This window comes from Pseudomonas sp. PDM18, assembly GCF_014852585.1.
In the GTDB taxonomy this organism is placed as follows: Bacteria; Pseudomonadota; Gammaproteobacteria; order Pseudomonadales; family Pseudomonadaceae; genus Pseudomonas.
In genome coordinates this window covers 252,462-265,601 of record NZ_JACVBX010000003.1, presented here as the reverse complement: position 1 = coordinate 265,601, position 13,140 = coordinate 252,462, and the positions used below count along the sequence as shown (strand labels likewise).

15 protein-coding genes are annotated in these 13,140 nt (G+C 61.5%); 7 read left to right on the top strand and 8 right to left on the bottom strand.

Annotated elements, in window-relative coordinates; all coding sequences use genetic code 11:
* The first annotated feature begins 4 nt into the window (after window positions 1-4).
* The gene (gene cyoE / locus IB274_RS09185; protein WP_192431665.1) at window positions 5-892 is read left to right on the top strand and encodes a heme o synthase; all 888 of its coding nucleotides are present in this window, start codon (window positions 5-7) and stop codon (window positions 890-892) included.
* A gap of 132 nt (window positions 893-1,024) precedes the next feature.
* On the opposite strand, the gene IB274_RS09180 is transcribed toward cyoE, so the two are convergent.
* The 3 genes from IB274_RS09180 to IB274_RS09170 form a co-directional block, all read right to left on the bottom strand.
* Complete coding sequence (locus tag IB274_RS09180) at window positions 1,025-2,323, bottom strand: NAD(P)/FAD-dependent oxidoreductase (protein ID WP_192431664.1); 1,299 nt, start codon at window positions 2,321-2,323, stop codon at window positions 1,025-1,027.
* A gap of 53 nt (window positions 2,324-2,376) precedes the next feature.
* A complete protein-coding gene (locus IB274_RS09175; protein ID WP_017516731.1) occupies window positions 2,377-2,547 on the bottom strand; it encodes a DUF3094 domain-containing protein in 171 nt (56 codons plus the stop codon).
* 94 nt (window positions 2,548-2,641) lie between these two features.
* A complete protein-coding gene (locus IB274_RS09170) occupies window positions 2,642-3,271 on the bottom strand; it encodes a DUF1780 domain-containing protein (protein ID WP_045209488.1) in 630 nt (209 codons plus the stop codon).
* A 91-nt stretch (window positions 3,272-3,362) separates the two neighbouring features.
* Here IB274_RS09170 and IB274_RS09165 point away from each other — a divergent pair, with 91 nt between their 5' ends.
* From IB274_RS09165 to IB274_RS09155, 3 genes are all read left to right on the top strand, one after another.
* Window positions 3,363-3,827, top strand: coding sequence for an FAD/FMN-containing dehydrogenase (locus tag IB274_RS09165; protein ID WP_318652865.1), 465 nt, complete (start codon window positions 3,363-3,365; stop codon window positions 3,825-3,827).
* Window positions 3,824-4,513 (top strand): energy-coupling factor ABC transporter permease, encoded by a 690-nt coding sequence (locus IB274_RS09160; protein ID WP_192431663.1) that lies wholly within the window; start codon window positions 3,824-3,826, stop codon window positions 4,511-4,513. Before IB274_RS09165 ends, IB274_RS09160 begins: the two co-directional genes overlap by 4 nt.
* A 106-nt stretch (window positions 4,514-4,619) precedes the next feature.
* Entirely contained in the window at window positions 4,620-4,835 is a 216-nt protein-coding gene (locus IB274_RS09155; protein WP_192431662.1) for a hypothetical protein, read from the top strand.
* Between the two features lie 179 nt (window positions 4,836-5,014).
* Here the strand turns inward: IB274_RS09155 and yacG are convergent, their stop codons facing one another.
* The 5 genes from yacG to pilB form a co-directional block, all read right to left on the bottom strand.
* Window positions 5,015-5,218, bottom strand: a complete 204-nt coding sequence (gene yacG / locus IB274_RS09150) for a DNA gyrase inhibitor YacG (RefSeq protein ID WP_192431661.1) — start codon at window positions 5,216-5,218, stop codon at window positions 5,015-5,017.
* Window positions 5,215-5,823, bottom strand: a complete 609-nt coding sequence (gene coaE, locus IB274_RS09145) for a dephospho-CoA kinase (protein ID WP_192431660.1) — start codon at window positions 5,821-5,823, stop codon at window positions 5,215-5,217. The genes yacG and coaE overlap by 4 nt, the downstream gene beginning before the upstream one ends.
* Window positions 5,824-5,888: 65 nt before the next feature.
* The gene (locus IB274_RS09140; protein ID WP_192431659.1) at window positions 5,889-6,761 is read right to left on the bottom strand and encodes a prepilin peptidase; all 873 of its coding nucleotides are present in this window, start codon (window positions 6,759-6,761) and stop codon (window positions 5,889-5,891) included.
* Window positions 6,761-7,978 carry a type II secretion system F family protein gene (locus tag IB274_RS09135; protein ID WP_192431658.1) on the bottom strand — a complete coding sequence of 406 codons (1,218 nt, stop codon included), beginning with the start codon at window positions 7,976-7,978 and terminating at the stop codon, window positions 6,761-6,763. Before IB274_RS09135 ends, IB274_RS09140 begins: the two co-directional genes overlap by 1 nt.
* 3 nt (window positions 7,979-7,981) lie before the next feature.
* Window positions 7,982-9,685, bottom strand: coding sequence for a type IV-A pilus assembly ATPase PilB (pilB, locus tag IB274_RS09130; RefSeq protein WP_192431657.1), 1,704 nt, complete (start codon window positions 9,683-9,685; stop codon window positions 7,982-7,984).
* Window positions 9,686-9,910: 225 nt separating this feature from the next.
* On the opposite strand from pilB, the gene IB274_RS09125 reads away from it, so the two are divergent.
* Genes IB274_RS09125 through IB274_RS09115 form a run of 3 tightly spaced genes read left to right on the top strand, consistent with a single transcriptional unit; the run spans window position 9,911 to window position 13,139 of the window.
* The gene (locus IB274_RS09125; protein ID WP_192431656.1) at window positions 9,911-10,306 is read left to right on the top strand and encodes a pilin; all 396 of its coding nucleotides are present in this window, start codon (window positions 9,911-9,913) and stop codon (window positions 10,304-10,306) included.
* Window positions 10,307-10,322: 16 nt separating this feature from the next.
* Window positions 10,323-12,263 carry a tetratricopeptide repeat protein gene (locus IB274_RS09120; RefSeq protein ID WP_192431655.1) on the top strand — a complete coding sequence of 647 codons (1,941 nt, stop codon included), beginning with the start codon at window positions 10,323-10,325 and terminating at the stop codon, window positions 12,261-12,263.
* Window positions 12,264-13,139, top strand: a complete 876-nt coding sequence (locus IB274_RS09115) for a glycosyltransferase family 2 protein (RefSeq protein WP_318652864.1) — start codon at window positions 12,264-12,266, stop codon at window positions 13,137-13,139.
* The last annotated feature ends 1 nt before the right edge of the window (window position 13,140 follow it).

The window sequence follows — 13,140 nt, the reverse complement described above, 5'->3', positions numbered from 1 at the left end:
TGCCGTGAAACTCAAGCGTTATCTCCTGGTCGCCAAGCCGGGCATCATCTTCGGAAACCTGATCGCGGTGGCGGGAGGATACTTCCTCGCCGCTCGCGGCAGCGTTGACCCGATGCTGCTGCTGGCCACCGTGATCGGCCTGTCCCTGGTCGTTGCCAGCGGTTGTGTGTTCAACAACTGCATCGACCGCGACATCGATCGCTTCATGGAGCGTACCCGCAGCCGTGTCACCGTGACCGGGCAGATCTCGCTGAAGGCCGCCCTGGCCCACGGCCTGGTCCTTGGCGCGGCGGGCTTCGGCCTGTTGGCATGGAAGACCAATGTGCAGGCGACCCTGCTCGCCGCGTTCGGCTTCTTCGTCTACGTCGTGCTCTACAGCCTCTGGCTCAAGCGCAGTTCGGTCTACGGCACGCTGGTCGGCAGCCTCTCCGGAGCCATGCCGCCGGTGGTGGGCTACTGCGCCGCCAGCGGTCACTTCGACATGGGCGCGGCGGTGCTGCTGCTGATCTTCTGCCTCTGGCAGATGCCGCACAGCTACGCCATCGCGATCTTCCGCCTCAACGACTACCGCGCCGCCGGGATTCCCGTGCTGCCGGTGGAGCGGGGCATCGACGCGACCAAGAAGCAGATCCTGTACTACGTCGTGGCCTTCGGCCTGGCGACCCTGCTGCTGACCGTGACCGGCTTCGCCGGCTACGGTTACCTGGTGGTGGCGCTGGCCGTCAGCGCCTGGTGGCTGTTCATCGCGGTGAAAGGCTTCAGTGCCGAAGATGACCGCCGCTGGGCCCGCCAGCTGTTCGCCTTCTCCATCATCGCGATCAGCGTGCTGAGCCTGATGATGTCCATCGACTTCCAGGCCCTCCCGGCTCAGTCGATGCTGGCGGCGCTGTAAGGCTGCTTTGCTGCAACGAAAAAGCCGCCCCTCGGGGCGGCTTTTTTGTGCCTGGTATTTATCGGCGATACAGCTCGCTCCTACAAGGGGCAATTCCCGCAGGAGCGGACCTAACCCGCCATTGCTACCCGATCAATGCAGCTTCAAGCGCGGCTCGGTACTGCGGCCGATGCGGTCCGCGATCATCAGCAGCGCGGTGCGGAACGGTCCGTACAGCGCCATCTGGTGCATGCGGTACAGCGACACGTAGAACATCCGCGCCAGCCAGCCTTCGAGCTTCACGCTGCCCATCAGGTTACCCATCAGGTTGCCCACCGCGCTGAAGCGCGACAGCGAGATCAGCGAGCCGTAGTCGGTGTAGCGATACTCCGGCAGCGGCTTGCCCTCCAGCCGCGCGACAATGGCCTTGGCCAGCAGCGAGGCCTGCTGGTGCGCAGCCTGGGCGCGCGGCGGTACGGTGCGTTCGCTGCCATCGCCCATGGGGCAGGCGGCGCAGTCACCGAAGGCGAAGATGTCGTCGTCGCGGGTGGTCTGCAGGGTAGGGCGGACCACCAGCTGGTTGATGCGGTTGGTCTCCAGGCCGTCGATCTCCTTGAGCAGGCTCGGCGCGCGGATGCCCGCCGCCCAGACCTTCAGGCTCGCCGGAATGAACTCGCCCACCGCCGTGCGCAGGCCTTCTGCGGTCACTTCCTGCACCGCCGAACCGGTGAGCACGCGCACGCCGAGCTTCTCCAGCGTCTGGTGCACCGGGCGGCTGATGCGCTCGGGTAGCGCCGGCAGCACGCGCGGGCCGGCCTCGATCAGGGTGATGCGCATGTTCTGCGGCTGGATGCCGGTCAGGCCGTAGGCCGACAGTTCCTGCGCGGCGTGATGCAGCTCGGCGGACAGCTCGACGCCCGTGGCGCCGGCGCCAACGATGGCGACGCTGATCTGGTCGTCCTTGTCCTGCCCGGCATGGGCTCGCAGGTAGTGGGTCAGCAACTGCTTGTGGAAGCGCTCGGCCTGCTCGCGGGTATCCAGGAAGATGCAGTGGTCCGCGGCGCCCTGGGTGCCGAAGTCATTGGTGGTGCTGCCGATGGCCAGGACCAGGCTGTCGTATTCGAGTCCACGCGCCGGCACCAGTTCTTCGCCCTGCTCATCAAGCGTGGCGGCGAGCTGGATGCGTTTGCTCGCGCGGTCCAGGCCGCAGAGGCGGCCGAGCTGGAATTCGAAGTGGTTCCATTTCGCCTGGGCGACGTAGTTCAGCTCATCCTCGGAGGAGTTGAGCGAGCCAGCGGCGACTTCGTGCAGCAGGGGTTTCCAGATGTGGGTGAGGTTGGCGTCGACGAGCGTAATGCGCGCCTTGCCCTTTTTACCCAGGGTGCGGCCGAGACGGGTCGCGAGCTCCAGCCCGCCGGCGCCGCCGCCGACGATCACGAAACGATGGGACATGGTGCATTCTCATAGCTTAAGGAATCCTGTATCGGCCCGTGGCGGCACGGCGCTCACGCAAGGTAGGCCAGGAGGCGGCTCAGCAAACCCAGGGCGATGACCACAGCGAGCAAGGCTCCCATCATCAGCCAGGGTTTGAACGGCGCGCGTTGGACCTGGTGGACGGGAGAGCTGAGGTACTGATCGACCTTCTGCTGGTCTTCGGGGCTCAGGCGACTGGGCATGGGCGGCCTCCGTTTATAATGTCGAGCATTCTAGTAGGGCTTGGGCGGCCTCTCAATGCGCCGCCGATCAATGCAGCTTTGCGCCGGCGCCTATTTACAGGCCGACGCCCATGTCGAAAAGGATGCTGCGGCCCAGGCTGCCGCGCAGGAAGTCCGGCGCATCGCTATGGGCGAAAAGCACGCGGGCGAAGGTCGGCCCGACCACTGACAGCGAGCGCCAACCCTGGCGCAGGTACTCGGTGGGTGGCGGAAACGGGGTATTGAAGTCAGGCGTCTCGCGCTTGAGGCTGACGAAGGCGAGCAGGTCCAGCTCGCGCGGGTCGATGCCGCGCTCGGTGTAGTTGTGCGCCTTCTTGCGCAGCGTCGGTGCCAGGCGCGCCTGCAGTTCGGCGCAGGGAATCCGTCGCGGCCGCTGCTCGCGGCGGATCAACTGATTCAGGCTCTGGGCCATGCGCCGGCGCAGCAGTTCTTCCTTCCATTCCTCGTTGAGCCGGCGGCCCTGGTCGAGCACGAAGAACACCTCGAAGGTGGCGTCGCGGAACAGCACATCCGGCGGCTGCTGCGTGGGCGCAACGAAGTCTTCCTGGCGATACGGCACCTTCAGCGCCTGCAGCAGCCGCTGGCAGGCCCAGCACTCCCGTTCCCACTTGCGGGCATTGGAGAGAAAGTCGTTGGCTTGTTCCGCCTGGCGCGTCAGCAGGCGCAGATAGTCAGACTCGTTCATGCCTCAAGCATAGTTGCTGGCAACCGCAGGCGGGCGACGGCGGCGGTGTAGACTGTTGCCAATCATTGGCGGTTCCTGGCAAGGGGGAAGCGTGAGACGAGTGCTGAGCGGGATGCTGTTGATGGTACTGGCGAGCCTGGCGGTGGCGCAGGAGTCGCCGGCCACCGGCTGGACGCTGCTGGATCAGTTCGACAACCCCTACACCGCGAACACTGACCTCAAGGTGCTGCTGGTCGCGCACGACATGGCCGGCTCGAAGCTGGTGAAAACGGTTCTGACCGAGCGCCCGACAGGCTACCTGGAGTCGCGCCATGCGGCCTTCGTCGCCGACATCAGCCGCATGCCCCCGCCCATCTCGAAGCTGTTCGCCATTCCCTCCATGCGCGACTACTCATACCACGTGCTGCTCGACCGCGAGCCACGCGTGGCCAACCGCTTCCCGGCCCAGGCCGATGCGGTGACCTGGCTGCAACTCGAGCAGGGCAAGGTTGTCTCGACTCATCAGTTCGATTCCGTTGAGGCTTTGCGTCAGGCGCTGGAGCGGGGCGCGCCGTGATCGCCTCGCAGCTGCTGTCCGCGGAAACCCTGGAGCTTGGCTGGGCGATCTACTTGCCCGTCGTCGCCTGGGCCATCTGGCGCGCGCCGTGGCTGGAGCTCGTCAGCGACTTCCGCCGCCAGCACCTGGTGTTTGGCACCATGCTCGGGCTGTTCCTGCTCTGGTTGGTGCGGCGCGACTTCGCCTCCGGGGTGTCCTTCCACTTCATCGGCATGACCGCCGTGACCCTGCTGCTGGACTGGCCGCTGGCGGTGCTGGTCGGCCTCGTCGCGCAACTGGGACTGTGCGCCATTGGCCGGCAGGACTGGGCGGCCATCGGCGTCAACGGCATCCTGCTGGTGCTAATTCCGGTGGTCATCACCGAACTGGCGGCGATCTTCGTCGAGCGACGGCAGCCGCGGAACCTGTTCGTCTACATCTTCTGCTCGGGCTTCTTCCCGGCGGCGCTGGCGGCGGTCTGCAGCCTGCTGCTGGGCCTCGGCCTGCTGTGGATGGACGGGCTGTTCCCGATGCCGCCGTGGATCGAGGACTTCATCGGTTACCTCTGGCTGATCATGTTTCCTGAAGCCTTCATCAACGGCACCATCGTCACCGGGCTGGTGGTCTTCTATCCAGACTGGCTGGAGACCTTCAACCGCACGCGCTACCTGCAGGCGCCGTGGAAGGATGACGATGAGCCCCGCTGATGTTCGGCCATCTGCGAGGCCCATGGCTGTGGCGGTTTGATCCAGATCAGTTCGGAAGACTCCCGGGATCGGGGAAGCTTGGCCCCCATTCGCAAGGAGATCGCCGATGAGCATTCACAGCTGGGCTGAACAACGCCTCCACGAGCTGCTGATCGAAGCTGAAGCGGGCGGGCAGGACCCGCAACTGGTCGTGCGCGCGCTGCTCAGCGCGGTGGTGCAGGCCAACGCGCAGGTGCGCACGCAGGAAGACCTGGGGCATGAACTGCATTTCCTCGCCGACAACCTGGATGAGGAACGGGACTACGCCTTCATGCGTCCCTGAATGAAAAAGGCCCGCAGATGCGGACCTTTTTCATTCCTGTAGGAGCGAGCTTGCTCGCGAACTCTCTTTTCGGCTGGCTAACCTGCAACTCGGACGGTTCGCGAGCAAGCTCGCTCCTACGAAAAGCCCATCCGTCGCGCACAAAAAAGCCGCCCAACGGGGCGGCTTCATGAGTGGGCTCAATGCCCGCGCGGCTTCTCCAGATCGCCGGAGAACAGCTCGTCCTCGAGATTATCGCCGGGGATGGCGTGTTCTTCCGCCGCCCAGGCGCCGAGGTCGATCAGCTTGCAGCGGTGCGAACAGAAGGGGCGGAACTCGCTCTTTGCGCTCCACTCCACGGGGGCGCCGCAGGTGGGGCATTCCACGGTCAGGGGTTGGCTCATGGTTGTCCTCCACGCAGGCCTAGATAGAACTGATGCAGACGCTCGACCTGCTGGTGCAGGTGGTCGAGGTCGCCATCGTTGAGCAGCACGTCGTCCGCGTGCTTGAGTCGGTCGTCGCGCAAGGCCTGGGCCTTGAGAATCGAGCGGACCTGTTCTTCGGACACCTGGTCGCGGCGCATGGTGCGCTCCAGTTGCAGGTGTTCCGGGGTATCCACCACCAGCACGCGCTGGGTCATGCGGTGCTGCCCGGACTCCACCAGCAGCGGCGAGACCAGGATGGCGTAGGGCGATTGCGCCTGCGCCAGGTTGCTGGCGATCTCCTGGCCGATCAGCGGGTGCAGCAGCTGTTCCAGCCAGCGGCGTTCGTCTTCCGCCTTGAAGATGCGCTCGCGCAGGGCGGCGCGGTTGAGCTGGCCGTCCGGAAGCAGCATGGCTTCGCCGAAGCGCTCGACGATCTTCGCGAGGGCAGGGCGGCCGGGTTCCACCACCCAGCGCGCAGCGTGGTCGGCGTCGACCATGTGGATGCCCAGCGAGGCGAAATGCTCGGCGGCGGCACTCTTGCCGCTGCCGATGCCGCCAGTAAGGCCCAGAATCCAGGGTTTCATCGTTCTCCTTTCAGCCGGCCCGGTGGCCGTCCAGATGCGCCGACAAGAATCGGCGCGGGAGAAGGCTAGCGGAAACCGGCGAACTGCAGATAGGTCGCGGTTATTTGATCACCCCAGAGCAGCGCAATCCAGCCGGCGATGGCCAGATAGGGGCCGAAGGGGATGGGCGTACTGGTTTCAGCATTGCGCAGGCGCAGCATGATCACGCCCAGCACAGCACCTACCAGCGACGAGAACAGGATGGTCTGCGGCAGCACCTGCCAGCCACCCCAGGCGCCGAGCATGGCCAGCAGCTTGAAATCGCCGTAGCCCATGCCTTCCTTGCCGGTGATCAGCTTGAACAGCCAGTACACCGACCACAGGCTCAGGTAACCGAACACCGCGCCCCAGAGCGCGTCGCCCAGGCTGGTAAAAAGCCCGAAGTGGTTGACGATCAGCCCCAGCCAGAGCAACGGCAACACCAGGGCGTCCGGCAGCAGCTGATGATCGACGTCGATCATGCTCATCGCCAGCAGACCCCAGGTCAGCAGCAGCATCGCGCCGGACTGCCAGCCGAAGCCGTAATGCCAGGCGATGAAGGCCGACAGTACGCCACAGGCCAACTCGACCAGCGGGTAACGCTTGCTGATCGGCGCCTTGCACGACGAACACTTGCCACCCAGCGCCAGCCAGCTCACCAGCGGGATGTTCTCCCACGGCTTGATCTCGTGGGCGCAATGCGGGCACTGGGAGTTGGGCAGGACCAGGTTGTAGGTCGGGCGCTTCTCACCCTCCGGCAGGCCCAGGGTTTCCCGCGCCTGCTGCTGCCAGTCGCGTTCCATCATTCGCGGCAGGCGATGGATCACCACGTTGAGGAAGCTGCCGACCAGCAGGCCGAGAAGGGTGACGCATGAAACAAAGGCCAGCGGGGTGCTGGCCAGGAGGTCGAAGAAGAACATTAAACGACGGAGCCCAGTTGGAAGATCGGCAGGTACATTGCGATGATCAGGCCACCGACCAGCACACCCAGGACCGCCATGATCAGCGGCTCCATCAGGGTGGTCAGGTTATCCACAGCGTTGTCGACCTCTTCTTCGTAGAACGAGGCCACCTTGTCCAGCATCGCGTCGAGGGAGCCGGATTCCTCACCGATGGCGGCCATCTGGATCGCCATGCTCGGGAACACGCCGGTGGTGCGCATGGAGAAGTTCAGCTGGGTACCGGAGGATACGTCCTGCTTGATGCGATAGACCGCATTGCGGAACACCACGTTGCCGGCTGCGCCGGCTACGGAATCAAGCGCCTCTACCAGGGGAACACCCGCGGCAAAGGTGGTGGCGAGCGTGCGGGCGTAACGGGCTACGGCGGATTTGTAGAGGATGTCGCCGATCACCGGAATCTTCAGCAATCCACGGTCGAGCGCGTCGCGGAATTTTTCGGATCGCTTGTGAAACTCACGGAAGCCGAAAGCGAAGCCGAACATGGCGATCAGCACAACAAACCACCAGGTCTGTAGCGCTTCGGAAATATGGATCACGAACATGGTGAAAGCCGGTAGTTCCGCGCCAAAACCTGCGAAGACGGATTGGAACTGTGGCACCACCTTGATCAGCAGGATCGCGGAGACGATGACTGCAACCACCACGACCGCGATCGGATAGGTCATCGCCTTCTTGATCTTGGCTTTGAGCGATTCGGTCTTTTCCTTATAGGTCGCCACGCGATCCAGCAAGGTTTCCAGCGCACCGGATTGCTCACCGGCATCGACCAGGTTGCAGTACAGGTCGTCGAAGTACTGCGGCTTCTTGCGCAGGGAGTTGGCCAGGCTGTTGCCGGCGGCGACTTCCTGCTTGATCTCCTCCACCAGCTTGCGCATGTTGGGGTTGTCGAAACCCTCGCCGATGATGTCGAATGACTGCAGCAGCGGCACGCCCGAGCCCATCATGGTTGCCATCTGCCGGGTGAACAGCGCGATGTCCATGGGCTTGATCTTCTTGCCCGCGCTTAGCAGGGACATGCCCTTCTTGCGCACCTTGGTCGGGTTGATGCCCTGCTTGCGCAGTTGCGCCTTGACCAAGGCGGTGTTCATGCCGGAAAGCTCCCCTTTGACCTTCCCGCCCTTGCGATCCGTACCTTCCCAGGTAAAGACGCCCATTTTTGCTGCTTTATCCGCCATGGATTAATCCTTGGTCACGCGGTTGACTTCCTCGAGGCTGGTGATGCCTTGCATGGCCTTGAGCAGGCCCGAGGTACGCAGGTCATTGAAGCCTTCTTTGCGGGCTTGCTCCGCGATCTGAATGGAGTTGCCTTCCTCCATGATAATGCGTTGCAGCGCAGGCGTGATTTTAACCACTTCATAAATACCCAAGCGGCCCTTGTATCCACCTTTGCAATTGTCGCACCCGACTGGCGAATAGAGCTTGAAGCTGCCGATCTGGTCCGCAGGGAAGCCTTCGTGCAGCAGGGCTTCCCGTGGAACGTCGTGTTCTTTCTTGCAGTGCGGACAGAGCTTGCGCGCCAGGCGCTGGGCAATGATCAGGTTGGTCGAGGTGGCCAGGTTGAACGAGGCGACCCCCATGTTCAGCAGGCGCGTCAGGGTTTCGGCTGCGCTGTTGGTGTGCAGGGTGGACATCACCATGTGACCGGTCTGCGCCGCCTTGATGGCGATCTCGGCGGTTTCCAGGTCGCGGATCTCACCAACCATGATCACGTCAGGGTCCTGGCGCAGGAAGGCGCGCAGGGCCTGGGCGAAGTCCATGCCCTGGCGCGGGTTGACGTTGACCTGGTTGATGCCTTCCAGGTTGATCTCCACCGGGTCTTCGGCGGTGGAGATATTGATGTCCGGCGTGTTGAGGATATTCAGGCCGGTATAGAGCGATACCGTCTTGCCCGAGCCAGTCGGGCCGGTCACCAGAATCATGCCCTGCGGTTGCTTCAATGCATCGAGGTAGAGCTGCTTCTGCGCTTCTTCGTAGCCCAGCGCGTCGATCCCCATCTGCGCGCTGGAGGAGTCGAGGATCCGCATCACGATCTTTTCGCCCCACAGCGTGGGCAGGGTGTTGACGCGGAAATCGATGGACTTGGTCTTGGACACTCGCATCTTGATACGGCCGTCCTGGGGCTTGCGGCGCTCGGAAATATCCAGACCGGCCATTACCTTCAGGCGTGCGGAGATACGGCTGGCCAGCTGGATCGGCGGCTTGGCGGTTTCATGCAACATGCCATCGGTACGGAAGCGGACGCGGTAGATCTTCTCGTAGGGCTCGAAGTGCAAGTCGGACGAGCCGCCCTTGATGGCGTCGAGCAGCATCTTGTTGACGAAGCGCACCACCGGCGCGTCGTCGGCGTCACCGCCAATGGGGTCGTCCTTGGGTTCGGTGTTGCCGTGCTCGATGTCGAGGCCTTCGAGGTCGACATCGCCAAGGTCATCCAGCCCGCTGTTGGCGCTTTCGAACAGCTTCTCGATGGCATCGCCAAGCTTGTCGTCCTCGACCAGGATGGCCTCGGTGGTCAGGCCAGTGCTGAACTGGACGTCGGTGATCGCCTGGTGGTTGGTCGGGTCGGACAGACCCACAAAAAGCTTGTTGCCCCGGCGCCACAGCGGCATCACGCGGTGCTGGCGCACCAGCTTTTCGCTGATCAGCTCCTTGGGCAGGCTGTCCTTGTCGATCGAGGAAAGGTCCAGATAGGCAATACCGAACTGGTCCGCCGCCAGCTCGGTCAGCGGCTTGCTCTTGACCAGCTTGTTCTGCACCAGATAAGTCACCAGCGACAGATTGTTGCGCTGGGCCTGTAGCTGCGCCTGCTGGGCGCTCTTTTCATCCAGCAGCTCGGCAATCACCAGTTGGCGAGCGAGCCCGGACAGCACGACTTGATCGTTCATGGAGTATGCCTGGCAATGAATAGGGTGCCTTATATCGCAGATGCCCACCTCTGCCAAATTGACATCAGTGGGCTGTCAAATTTTGTCACTTCCTGCGTAATTTTCTCTCAAGAAACATTGCGTTTTCCTACAGAGTAGCGGTTTTCAGGGTGTAGGAGATTTGGCACGGAAGCTGCTTTGAAGGACTCAGGTCCAACGACCTTTCTACAAATCCTGGAGAGAACTATGAAGGCTCAAAAAGGCTTCACCCTGATCGAACTCATGATCGTGGTTGCAATCATCGGCATCCTGGCTGCCATCGCCATCCCGGCTTACAGCAAGTACCAGGCTAAGGCGAAGATCACTGCGGGTCTGGCCGAAATCTCCGCTGGCAAAACTGCTTTCGAAACTCGCATTAACGAAGATGAGGACGTGACTTCTGCAGCTGATATCGGCCTGCAGGCTACTACCTCCAACTGCGGCATCGTAGCTACCAAGGCTGGCGGTATCGTTTGTACTCTCGCTAACGCACCGACCCAAGTGAATGGTAAAACCATTTCCTGGACCCGTAACGGCACCAGCGGTGAGTGGACCTGCTCCAGCAACGCAGATCCTGAGTACAAGCCGAAGGCTTGCCAGTAATCTCCGGAGCTAAAAAATGGACCGCCTAGCGGTCCATTTTTATTTGTACTTCAAGGGTGTGACTCTGAAACTCAATCGTTCCCTTACCGTGGCCGCTCTCGTCTGGGGAGTTTGTCTATATCTGGCCTACTCTCTAGGGTTGCCCGGTACGTTCTATTACGACGATATCCGTCCATTATCTGGCTTAACCGCAGCTCATGATCTTTCCTCTGCAATGATCTATGCACTGGGGGATATATCCGGCCCGCTCGGGCGTCCGTTGAGCATGTTCAGCTTCCTGCTCAACCAGAGTGATTGGCCAAATAACGTTTCCGACTTTCTACGCATCAATATCGCGGTGCATGTTGTCAACACAGCATTGGTGCTATTGCTGACTCGCACCCTCTTGATACTCAAGGGCGTTGCGCCTGCCCGTGCGAGTTCTACAGCTCTTCTGGTGACTGTTCTCTGGTCTGTGCTGCCGATTCAGGTGACCACCTCGCTGATCACCGTCCAGCGTATGGCCGGACTCTCGGCTGTCTTCGTATTTCTTGGCGTGTTTGGCTATCTGCGAGCCCTGCGCTCGCTGGATAAGCGAAAATTCGTCAGCACTCTTTACCCCTTGGCTGTGTTGGGTTGCGCAACCATCCTGTCGATGTTTGCCAAGGAAAACGGGGCACTACTGCCGGTTTTCGTTTTCGTACTGGAGTTGACGCTGCTGGCGGGTGTCCCGGAGGTCGCGCCATGGCGGAGGTTGCGCCTGTCACTTACCGGCGGTACGACCCTGTTGCTAGTGGCGTATCTGGTCATTAGAAGCCTGTCCAGTACTGACTACTCGGGTCGAGACTTCACCCTTGAAGAACGCTTGTTGACTGAGTCGGTAGTGCTGTTCGACTACCTGCGCGCTGCATTTCTGCCCGACCCATTCGCAATCAGTCCCTTTCATGATCAATATCCAGTTCAGCGGATGCTCGGCTGGGGCAATGGGCTGGCAATTCTGGCGCTGATTGGTGGCCTGCTCTTGGCCGTTACTTTGCGTCGTCGCGCTCCTGTGTTCGCATTCGCTGTGCTGTGGTTCCTCGCTGCCCATTTGCTGGAGTCGACGGTGGTTGGCCTGGAGTTGTACTTTGAACACCGCAATTACGTCGCGTTGTTTGGTCCTTGCCTCGCAATCGTCTGGGGAGTATCTGGCCTAGCAGACCGTTATCGAAAAATCGCTCTTGGCGTAGTCGCCGCCTATTGCGTAGGGATGCTCGCGATTCTGTGCCAGGTGACTTCTTTGTGGAGCAAGCCTCTGGACGCGGCGCTGGTGTGGTTCGATACGGCGCGTGGATCTTCCCGAGCGGCAGAGCATCTCGCACTGATGTTCCTGGGCAAAGGAAAGGTCTACGAAGCCGGGCGCGTGATGGAGATGCAGACCGAGCGTTGCCCCGACTGCGTCGGATCGGCGGTACAGGCCATGTTGTTGTCTTGCATCGAAGGGCGAGACGCTGATGTGCGCCGTCATTACGAACAGGCGCTGAGCCTTGCGGCAAGACCTGATCTGGGCAGTGCTCCGTCAGCACTGACCAGTATGTTCAAACAGATCGAGTCCGGCCAGTGCAAGGCGCTGGGCTTGGACGATCTACAACACTTGCTGGCAGCGATGGCCTCAGCCCAGGAGAAAGGCGGCGCCAATGGCTATCTGCTGCACCTTTATTCCAATCTCCAGCGTCTGGCTGTGGAGCGCGGTGATGATCAGACGGCGATGCTTTACCTGCAAAAGGTCTGGGCCATCAAGAATGACCCGGGGGTAGCGGAAGTTCTCCTGGGGTACTGGGTGCGCCAGCAGAAATTTGATGAGGCCCGCCAGTTCGTCGGCACCGAGATGTGCCGGAACCTGCCGCGTAATCCCTGGTTGGCCGATGCTCGGCGTGAGCGTTGTGCGGCGGCAATGAAGTACGTCGAGAGAGAGTCTGCGAAGCGGAAGGAGGGGTAAGTGGAAAAAAGCGGGAGAGACATCTCGATCATTTTGCCGGCGAAGAACGAGATGCAGGGCCTGTCCTTGGTGTTGCCGGAGTTGAGGCAGTTGTATCCGCAGGCGGAAATCATCGTGGTCGACGATGGCTCCACTGATTCAACCTCCGCCGTAGCCGCGGAGTTCGGCGCGAAGGTGGTTCGCCACCCTTATAGCAAGGGTAACGGTGCGGCGATCAAAAGTGGTCTGCGCAGTGCCAGCCGAGAAGTAGTGGTGTGCATGGATGCGGATGGGCAGCATCGTCCTGCTGATATCGAGTTGCTGCTGAGTAAGCTCGACGATGGCTATGACCTGGTCGTTGGCTCTCGCTCTGGCACCGCCCAGGCAGGCGTTCATCGTGGTATGGCTAACGCTTTCTACAATCGCCTCGCAAGCTGGATGGTGGGGCAGCCTGTGGCGGATCTGACCTCTGGATTCCGCGCTATGCGCCGTGCATTGGTCGAAGAATTCATCTGCCTGCTGCCCAATGGTTTTTCCTATCCGACTACCACGACCATGTGCTTCTTCCGAGCCGGTCACTCCGTGGCCTATGTGCCCGTCGACGTCAAGCCGAGGCTGGCGGGGACACAAAGCCATATCAAGCTGGTTCGGGATGGCATTCGTTTCCTAATGATTATTTTCAAGATCGGCACGCTGTATTCGCCGCTGAAGATATTCCTGCCAATCAGTGCCAGTCTGTTTACGTTGGGCCTGGGGTACTACCTCTACACCTTCATCGAGTATTCGCGCTTCACCAACATGAGTGCGTTGCTGTTCACGACATCCATCATGGTCTTCCTGATGGGACTCGTCTCCGAACAGATCACCAACCTGCTCTATAGTCGTACCGGGGACTGAC

Excerpts from the sequence above, each read along its gene's own strand:
- coaE (WP_192431660.1), bottom strand. The coding sequence starts at position 5,823 with ATGAAACCCTGGATTCTGGGCCTTACTGGCGGCATCGGCAGCGGCAAG.
- IB274_RS09155 (WP_192431662.1), top strand. The coding sequence starts at position 4,620 with ATGAGCATTCACAGCTGGGCTGAACAACGCCTCCACGAGCTGCTGATC.
- IB274_RS09140 (WP_192431659.1), bottom strand. The coding sequence starts at position 6,761 with ATGTTCTTCTTCGACCTCCTGGCCAGCACCCCGCTGGCCTTTGTTTCA.
- pilB (WP_192431657.1), bottom strand. The coding sequence starts at position 9,685 with ATGAACGATCAAGTCGTGCTGTCCGGGCTCGCTCGCCAACTGGTGATT.
- IB274_RS09120 (WP_192431655.1), top strand. The coding sequence starts at position 10,323 with ATGGACCGCCTAGCGGTCCATTTTTATTTGTACTTCAAGGGTGTGACT.
- IB274_RS09175 (WP_017516731.1), bottom strand. The coding sequence starts at position 2,547 with ATGCCCAGTCGCCTGAGCCCCGAAGACCAGCAGAAGGTCGATCAGTAC.
- IB274_RS09170 (WP_045209488.1), bottom strand. The coding sequence starts at position 3,271 with ATGAACGAGTCTGACTATCTGCGCCTGCTGACGCGCCAGGCGGAACAA.
- yacG (WP_192431661.1), bottom strand. The coding sequence starts at position 5,218 with ATGAGCCAACCCCTGACCGTGGAATGCCCCACCTGCGGCGCCCCCGTG.
- IB274_RS09125 (WP_192431656.1), top strand. The coding sequence starts at position 9,911 with ATGAAGGCTCAAAAAGGCTTCACCCTGATCGAACTCATGATCGTGGTT.
- IB274_RS09135 (WP_192431658.1), bottom strand. The coding sequence starts at position 7,978 with ATGGCGGATAAAGCAGCAAAAATGGGCGTCTTTACCTGGGAAGGTACG.
- IB274_RS09180 (WP_192431664.1), bottom strand. The coding sequence starts at position 2,323 with ATGTCCCATCGTTTCGTGATCGTCGGCGGCGGCGCCGGCGGGCTGGAG.